This is a genomic window from Natronococcus jeotgali DSM 18795 (assembly GCF_000337695.1).
Classification (GTDB): Archaea; Halobacteriota; Halobacteria; order Halobacteriales; family Natrialbaceae; genus Natronococcus; species Natronococcus jeotgali.
On record NZ_AOIA01000123.1, the window covers coordinates 18,858 to 27,036 of the forward strand.

Here is an 8,179-nt window from a genome sequence, read left to right on the forward strand (position 1 = left end):
ATCGGTTTCGTCCTAGTCGTCGTCCTCGAGCGCCTGCCAGGACAGCCGCGGGCTCCGGGCCGCGTCGGTCTGGTCGATACGCCGGGCGGCCGTTCGCTGGGGGGCGCCCTCGAGCGTTTCGTCGTCCTCAGCGGCGACGGCGTTGAAGGCGGCTGCGAGCCGATCGAGCGTGGCCTTGCTCTCGACCTCCGTCGGCTCGGTCATCAGCGCCTCGGGGACGATTTCGGGCCACTTCGTCGTCGGCGGGTGGACGCCGTGGTCGAGCATTCGCTTGGCGACGTCGGCGGCGTCCTGGTCGCCGGCGCTGGCGACGAACTCGTGGTGGAACGGTCCGTAGGGCACCTCGTACTCGATCCGGCTCGCGAGGTAGTTCGCGTTGAGCACCGCGGTCGCGCTGGCGTCGGCGAGTCCCTCGTCGCCCAGGCGGGCGATGTAGGCGAACGCTTTCACGAGCACCAGCCAGTTGCCCTGGTAGCCGTGGACCTTCCCGATGGTGTGCTCGGGATCGAACAGCTCGTAGGTCGGTTCGCCCGACCTCGAGTCCGAGTCGTCCGCCTCGCGGACGCGGGGCGCCGGCAGGAACGGCGCTAACTCGTCGACGACGCCGACGGGGCCGGCGCCCGGTCCGCCCCCGCCGTGGGGCGTCGCGAACGTCTTGTGGACGTTGTAGTGCATCACGTCGAAGCCCATGTCGCCCGGGCGGGCCCGACCGAGCAGGGCGTTGAGGTTGGCCCCGTCGTAGTACAGCAGGCCGCCGACGTCGTGGACCATCTCGGCGATCTCGGCGATGTCGCGCTCGAACAGTCCGAGCGTGTTCGGGTTCGTCAACATCAGCGCCGCCGTGTTCTCCGAGAGGGCGGCCTCCAGGGCCTCGAGGTCGACCCGTCCCTCGTCGTCGCTGGGCAGGGAGACGACGTCGTAGCCGCCAAGCGCCGCGCTGGCGAAGTTGGTGCCGTGGGCGCTCTCGGGGACGATGACCTCGTCCCGGTGACCCTCGCCGTTGTGCTCGTGGTAGGCCGCCGCGACGCGGATGCCGACGAACTCCCCGGCCGCGCCCGCGGGCGGCTGCAGGGTGACGGCGTCCATCCCGCCGATCCGGCCGAGGTAGTCCTGCAGCCGGTAGAGCAGCTCGAGGGTGCCCTGCGTCGAGCGCTCCGAGCGGTCGGGGTGGACGGCGGCCTTCGGCAGCGCCGCGACGTCCTCGGTGAACTTCGGGTTGTACTTCATCGTACACGACCCCAGCGGGTAGGGGCCGCTGTCGATGCCGTAGATCATCTGGGAGAGCCGCGTGTAGTGGCGCGCGAGCTCGGGTTCGGACAGCGCGGGCAACTCGAGGGAGTCGCGGGTCAGCTCGTCGGGCAGCGGGGAGCCTCCGTCCTCGTCGCCGTCCCCGCCGATCTCGACGCGCGTCAGGTCCTTCTCCGAGAGCAGCGGCTCGTACTGGCCGTTCTCGACGTACCGAGCCTGGTCGTAGCGGGCCCGGTCGTCCCGCGGATCGTCGCTCATCGGGCCACCTCCTCGAGGGCGGCGACGAACGGATCGAGCCGCTCGTCGGGGACGCCCGCGACGCAGATCTGGATCTCGTGCTCGCCGACGACGTGGACGGCGAAGCCGCGTCGCTCGAGGTCCTCGGCGACGGCGCGGGCGGGCTGGTCGACGCGGGCGACGAACTCCCGGAGGTGGTGGCGGTCGTGGACCGGCGCTTTGACGCCGACGATCCCGTCGACGCGCTCGGCGAGGTCCGCGGCGCGTCGCACGCCCCGTTCGGCGAGATCGACCATCCCGTCGGGACCCAGGGAGGCGGCGTGCATCGCGGTCCGCAGCGCCACCCAGGCCTGGTTCGTGCAGATGTTACTCGTCGCCCGCTCCCGACGGATGTGCTGTTCGCGGGTCTGCAGGGTGAGCGTGTAGGCCCGACGGTCGGTCGCGTCCTCGCTCGCGCCGACCAGCCGACCCGGAACCTGTCGCAGGAACTCCTCGCGACAGGCGAACAGGCCCAGTCCCATCCCGTAGCTGGTCGGTAAGCCCAGCACGCTGGCGTCGCCGACGACGACGTCGGCGCCCACGTCGGCGGGCCGCTGGAGCATCGAGAGCGCGACGGGATCGGTCCCGAGGACGTACAGCGCGTCGGCGTCGTCGGCGAGGTCGCCGATCTCGTCGAGTCGCTCCTCGATCGTTCCCCGCACCGTCGGGTTCTCGACGTAGACCATCACGACGTCCTCGTCGACGGCCTCGGCGAGCGCGTCGCGGTCGGCGTTCGCGTCGTCGGTCGGGTACGTCTCGACCTCGAGGTCGGTGCCGGCGACGTAGTTCTCGAGCGTGCTTCGCCGGCCCTCGAGCAGGAGATCGGGGACGAGCACGCGGTGGCCGCTCGTCGAGCGAGTCCGATCCGCGAGGGTCGCGGCCTCGCCCAGCGCGGTGGCGGCGTCGTACATCGAGCAGTTGGCGACCTCCAGGCCGGTCAGCTCGACCAGAAGCGACTGGTACTCGAACAGCGCCTGCAGGAACCCCTGGGAGACCTCGGGCTGGTACTGGGTGTAGGAAGTCAGAAACTCCGAGCGATCCGCGAGGTGGTCGATCAGCGAGGGGACGTAGTAGCCGTAGTGGCCGCGGCCGAGCAGCTCGGTCAGCTCGTCGTTGCGCCCCAGCACCAATCGGACCAGCCGTCTGGTCTCCCGCTCGGTTCGCGCGTCGATCCCGAACTCGTCGTCGAAGCGAACGTCCTCGGGGATGTCGAACAGTTCCTCGACGTCGTCGACGCCGACCGATTCGAGCATCGCCGTCCGTTCGTCGTTCGTGTAGGGAGCGTAGGGGCTCCCGGTCGCGTGTGATCCGTTCATGGGTAGCGAGGGACTCGGATCGGGGCCGGCCGCCGTGGTACCGGCGTACCCGTTTCGTTCCGAGACACGTTACGCGGTAGTTACGGACACGGGATAATGAACGCACCTCTTCGACGGAGCTGGGTCAGTGCGCCGGGTCGTCGTTCGAGCCGTCCCCGCCGGGTTCGGATTCGTCGCCGGATGTCGACTTCGGACCGTTCTCGCCGTCCGGTTCGGGGGCGTTCGACGCGGTCGAGCCGCCGCCGTTCGGTTCGCCCGGGGTCGACTCGCCGGTGATCCCCGTCTCCGACGCCGTCTCGGCCGCGGGATCGGCCGCCGGAAGCGGCCCGACCGGGGGATTCCCCTCGGCGATCGCCCACTCGCGAGCGAACAGGTCGAGGGTGATCTTCGCGCCGCCGAGGACGACGGGGCCGATGAACAGGCCGACCGCGCCGAAGACGACCAGCCCGCCGAAGATGCCGACGACCACGATCGCGGAGTTGAACGCGCTCGTTCGGCCGATGAGCGCCGGCCGGAGGTAGGTATCGGAGGCGCTGACGAGCGAGCCGTAGGCGACGAGAGCGGCGGCGGGCAGGGTCTCGCCGAGGACCAGGAGGTAGAGCGATATCGGCAGCCAGACCGCGAAGACCCCGATCAGCGGGAGCAGCGCGGCCACGAACGCGGCGACGGTCAGCAAGACGACGGCGGGAACGTCGAGCACCATGAGCCCGGCACCGAGCAACACCGCCTGGATCATCGCGACGACGACGTTGCCGACGACCGACGCCCACATGAGCTGGTCGAGCTCGTTGAGCAACTCGCGCTGGACGTGATCCTGAACCGGCAGCACGTACCGCACCCACTGGACGAGCCGATCGCCGTCCCGCAGCAGGGCGAAGAGGACGAACACCGTCACCATCAACCCGATGAGGATCGATGGCACCCCCCCGACGAACTCGAGCGCGCCGGTGGCGACCTCCTGGAGCCCGCTCGCGATCGGCTCCTGGTAGGTAGCGTAGGTCTCCTCGAGGTCGACGGGGTAGCCAAGCTCCGACTCGATCCGTCGCTCGACCTCCTCGGCGTTGAGCGAGCCGTCCTGAACGGCCATCGCGATGTCGAGTGCCTGTCCCAGCGCGATCGCGAGCACGTACAACACCGGTAGCAGGATCGTGAGGAGCGCGACCACGACGAGAACGAGCGCGGCGGTCATCGACCTGACGTACCGCTCGAGCCGGCGCTGGGCCGGGACGAGAACGTACGCGAGGATCACCCCGAGCAACACGTACTGGAGGTACGGCAGCACGATCAGCGCCGCGAGCAGGACGCTTACCAGGGTGAGGACCACGAGTCCCGCTCGGTCGGAGAGCCACTCCGACAGGTCCGGGCGCGAAGACATAGCTTCCGATTGGCGGTCCAGAACTAATTACTTCGCGTTGAACCGTCCCTCGTCCGTCCCGCCGTCGGCCGGTTCCGGCACGGCCTCGGCCGCCGCGGACCGTTCGACGGCGGCCCGTCTCAGTCCTCGAGCAGCGACCGCGAGGAGTTCGTGACGACCAGCAGGCTGCTCGCGCCCATCGCGACGGCGGCGAACAGCGGGTTGAGCAGTCCCGTCGCCGCCAGCGGAATCGCGACGCCGTTGTAGCAAAACGCCCAGCCGATGTTGCCCTTGACGCGGCGGTCGGTCGCCCGAGCGAGTTCGAAGACGGTGTCGAGCGAGTCGATCTCGTCGTCGACCAGCGCCACGTCGGCGGCGTCGGCGGCCATCGCGGTCCCGCCGCCCAGCGCGATCCCCAGGTCCGCCGCGGCCAGCGCCGGCGCGTCGTTGGTGCCGTCCCCGACCATGACCGTGCGCCCCGTTCGCTTGAGCCGCTCGACGGTCTCGGCCTTCCCTTCGGGCGGGACGCCGGCGAAAACCCGGTCGACCGACGGCTCCGCGCGGAACCGCTCGGCCGCGCGGGCGTCGTCGCCCGTGAGGACGACGACGTCGGTTCCCGTTTCGGCGATCGCCGACAGGGTCTCCGACCACCCCGAACGGAGTTCGTCGCCGACCACGATCAGCCCCTCCGCGACGCCGTCGCGGCCGACCGCGACCGGAACGCGCCCCGTTTCGCGGCGCTCGGCGATCCGTTCGGCGATCCCGTCGGGTACCGTCCAGCCCCGATCCCGGAACAGATCGGGGTGGCCGACGAGGAGCGCTTCGTCGTCGACGACTCCAGCGACGCCGTTGCGGTAGCTCTCGAAATCCTCGACGCCGTCCGGGTCGGCCGTTCCGTCGCCCGCGGTCGCGCCGGCGGATTCGACGGCCCCCCCGTCCGCGACCGGGCGCTCGGCCGCGATCGCCCGCCCGATCGGGTGGGCCGAGCGGCCCTCGAGCCGGGCCGCGGACTCGAGCAGCTCGTCCTCGAGATCCGTTTCGACGACCGTCATCTCGCCGGTGGTCAGCGTCCCGGTCTTGTCGAAGACGACGGTGTCGGCCTCGCGGACGCGTTCGAAGACGGTGTCGTCGAAGACGACGATCGAGCGCTCCAGGGCGTCGCGGATCCCCGCGGCGACGGCCAGCGGGGTCGCCAGCCCGAGCGCGCAGGGACAGGAGACGATCAACACGGTGAGCCCGACCAGCAGGGCCTCGGCGACGCCGGCGCCGGTCAGCAGGTACGCCGCCGCGACGACGACCGACAGCGCGAGGACCAGCGGAACGAAGATCGTCGCCAGCTTGTCGGCGAGCTTCTGGATGCCGTGGCTCGTGCTCTGGAGGTCCCAGACGAGTTCGGTGACCCGGTCGAGGCTGCTCGTGGCACCCTCGCCGACGCGGACGGTCACGGCGCCGTCGGTGACCAGCGATCCGCCGACGACGGCGTCTCCCGGGGCCTTGCCGACGGGAAGGGACTCGCCGGTGACGACGGCCTCGTCGACCGCCACTTCGCCGTCGACGACCTCGCCGTCGACGGGGATCCGCTCGCCGGCACGCACGAGCACCCGGTCGTCGGGCTCGAGGTCGTCGACGGCGACGTCCTCGCGGTCCCCGTCTGCCCGGACGCGGCGGGCCTCGTCGATCTGGACCGCGGTGAGATCCGAGAGCCGTTCGGTGGCCTCGTCCTTGATCGTCGACTCGTAGTAGTTGCCCGCCGTGACGATGACGACGATCGCGACGGTGACGTCGTAGTAGACGTGTTCGCCGCCGACGACGATCGACAGCGTGCTGTAGAGATAGGCGCTGACGGCCGCGATCGCCACCAGCAGGTCCATGTTCGGCGACCGAGTCTTGGCGGAGACGTAGGCACCCTGGAGGATGGGCTTTCCCGTCACGCCGAGCACGATCGTCGTCATCGCCGCGAGCGCGAGGTAAAACGGCGTCGCGAGCTCGCTCGCCAGCGCCTGGCTGAAGAACTCGTACGTTCGCTGGTCGTAGAACAGCCCGCCGAAGTAGGTGGGGTAGATGATCAGCAGGTACTGCAGCATCACCATCATCCCGACGAGGACGCCGACGACGACCCGACCCATCATCCAGTTGTCGGCCCTGCGCCGGCTGACCGCGTCGTCGCGGTCGTAGGCGCTGTAGCCCAACCCGCTGATCGTCTCCCGGAGGTCGGCCCGCGAGACCGCGCCGGGATCGTGATCGATCCGCACCGTGTCGGTGACGTAGCTCGAGTCCGCGGCGCTGACGCCGTCCGTTCGCAGCGCCGCAGACTCGATGAAGGCCTCGCAGGTCGCACAGTGCATCCCGTCGACCTCGAGGTAGGTCGACTCGTGGTCGTCGGGGATCTCCCGCTCCTCGTCGTCGGCTCGCTGCCGGCGGACGTCCTCGGGGGCGACGTCGTCGACGTCGCCGAGCGCGTCGAAGACGTCCCGACAGCCGACGCAGCAAAAGCGGTTCCCCTCGTCGTCGGTGACGTCGCTTCCCTCGACGGGAAGCTCACAGAGCGTACAGCCGGTTCGGTCGGTCATGATCTGATCAGTGGTCGTGCGCGCCCGCGCTCGCCGCGTCGATCCCGTCGTAGAACGGCAGCTGGGGGTGGGGGACGTGGATGCCGATGCTCATCAACCCGTGCGCCAGGAGGACGTAGCCCAGCACGACGAACGCGACCCCGAGCAGTCGGTGGACCCGCTGGCGGTGGACAACGTCGATCGACTCGACGACGGTGCCGTAGAGAAACACCGCGGGGACGGTGCCGAGTCCCAGTGCGGCCAGCGCGAGTGCGCCGCCCGCCGCCGAGCCCGTCGCGAACGCGTAGAGGAAGGCCGGGTAGAGGATCGGACAGGGCAACAGCCCGTGGAGCGCGCCCAACCCGACGATACCGGGCCCGTTGGCCAACCTGTCGACGTGGGTCATCAGCCAGCCGGTGAGGCGCTCGAGGCCGGGGAGGTGAATCCCGCCCGTCGTCCGGCCGAGCAGGTAGTAGATCCCGGTCGCGACGACGAACCCGCCGACGATCAGGCCGACCCCGCCGCGGATCGGTTCGACGATCGGCGTCAGCGACTCGGTCGTCACGAACAGGAGCCCGCCGAGCGCGCCGAAGACGGCGCCGAGCAAGGTGTAGCTCGCGGTCCGCCCGAGGTTGAACAGCGCGTGCTGGCGCACCTCGCGGGTCGTCAGGTGGGAGCCGCGCCTCTCGCTCTCCTCGCCGCCGTCCATTCGCCCCGCGTAGACGGTCACGAGCGGGCCGCACATACCGATACAGTGGGCCCCGGCCAGCAGGCCGATAACCAGAAAGAGGGCGACGTCGACGCCGAGGAGGGTAAGCGGGTCCATGGGTGATCAACTCGAAACGTCCGCGACTCGTTGCCCGAGCTATCCGCCCGAGAAGGTAATCGGTTTCGCCTCGCGGCTCGATCGAATCCCGGAGCCGCGGTCGCGCCGTCCCCGACCCGCACTCGTTCGGCCGTCGTCCTCGCTCCCGAAAACTACGCCGAAACCGTTACTCGACGTACCGGTACTTGCGCTCGCCCATGCGTCCCCAGCCGTCGAAGACGAACTCCTCCTCGGGCGTCGTGAACTCCTCGACGTCGACGTCCATCTCGTGGTTGTGGGCGTCGTGGACCTCCTCGTAGTCCGCCCAGCTCATGTCGTACCGGGCCGCGAGCTGCTCGTCGACGTTCAGCGCCTCGAGCTCCTCGGCCCAGCCGTCCCGAACCGTCTCGGCGTGGATCTCCGCCTGGGCGCCGCTGCCGTAGGAGCCGACCAGCAGCGTCTCGTCGGTCATGTCGCGGCCGTTCTCGAGGGCGTGTTTCAGCGCGCTGATGCGGGCGATGTGGACCGAGCCGGTGTACCAGTTGCCGACCTCCCGGGAGATCGTCAGCGTCGGGTCGATCGTCTCGGCGTACCACTCCCGGTAGCGGTCGGTCTCCTTGAGGGCGTCCGA

General features: G+C 70.0%; 6 protein-coding genes. All 6 read right to left on the bottom strand.

Annotated features, from left to right (window positions below):
* Positions 1 to 12: 12 nt before the first annotated feature.
* Positions 13 to 1,506, bottom strand: coding sequence for an aminomethyl-transferring glycine dehydrogenase subunit GcvPB (gene gcvPB, locus C492_RS13895; protein ID WP_008424630.1), 1,494 nt, complete (start codon positions 1,504 to 1,506; stop codon positions 13 to 15).
* Positions 1,503 to 2,840 (bottom strand): aminomethyl-transferring glycine dehydrogenase subunit GcvPA, encoded by a 1,338-nt coding sequence (gcvPA, locus tag C492_RS13900; RefSeq protein WP_008424631.1) that lies wholly within the window; start codon positions 2,838 to 2,840, stop codon positions 1,503 to 1,505. Before gcvPA ends, gcvPB begins: the two co-directional genes overlap by 4 nt.
* 124 nt (positions 2,841 to 2,964) lie before the next feature.
* Complete coding sequence (locus tag C492_RS13905) at positions 2,965 to 4,215, bottom strand: AI-2E family transporter (protein ID WP_008424632.1); 1,251 nt, start codon at positions 4,213 to 4,215, stop codon at positions 2,965 to 2,967.
* A 119-nt stretch (positions 4,216 to 4,334) separates the two neighbouring features.
* Positions 4,335 to 6,764, bottom strand: coding sequence for a heavy metal translocating P-type ATPase (locus C492_RS13910; protein ID WP_008424633.1), 2,430 nt, complete (start codon positions 6,762 to 6,764; stop codon positions 4,335 to 4,337).
* A 7-nt stretch (positions 6,765 to 6,771) separates the two neighbouring features.
* Entirely contained in the window at positions 6,772 to 7,569 is a 798-nt protein-coding gene (locus C492_RS13915; protein WP_008424634.1) for a sulfite exporter TauE/SafE family protein, read from the bottom strand.
* Positions 7,570 to 7,735: 166 nt separating this feature from the next.
* Positions 7,736 to 8,179 (bottom strand): hydroxymethylglutaryl-CoA synthase (locus C492_RS13920; RefSeq protein ID WP_008424635.1); only part of this gene is annotated, 444 nt, incomplete at its 5' end.

What these genes read in the sequence shown, in the direction of transcription:
- gcvPB (WP_008424630.1), bottom strand. Translation starts at nt 1,506, where the DNA reads ATGAGCGACGATCCGCGGGACGACCGGGCCCGCTACGACCAGGCTCGG.
- gcvPA (WP_008424631.1), bottom strand. Translation starts at nt 2,840, where the DNA reads ATGAACGGATCACACGCGACCGGGAGCCCCTACGCTCCCTACACGAAC.
- C492_RS13905 (WP_008424632.1), bottom strand. Translation starts at nt 4,215, where the DNA reads ATGTCTTCGCGCCCGGACCTGTCGGAGTGGCTCTCCGACCGAGCGGGA.
- C492_RS13910 (WP_008424633.1), bottom strand. Translation starts at nt 6,764, where the DNA reads ATGACCGACCGAACCGGCTGTACGCTCTGTGAGCTTCCCGTCGAGGGA.
- C492_RS13915 (WP_008424634.1), bottom strand. Translation starts at nt 7,569, where the DNA reads ATGGACCCGCTTACCCTCCTCGGCGTCGACGTCGCCCTCTTTCTGGTT.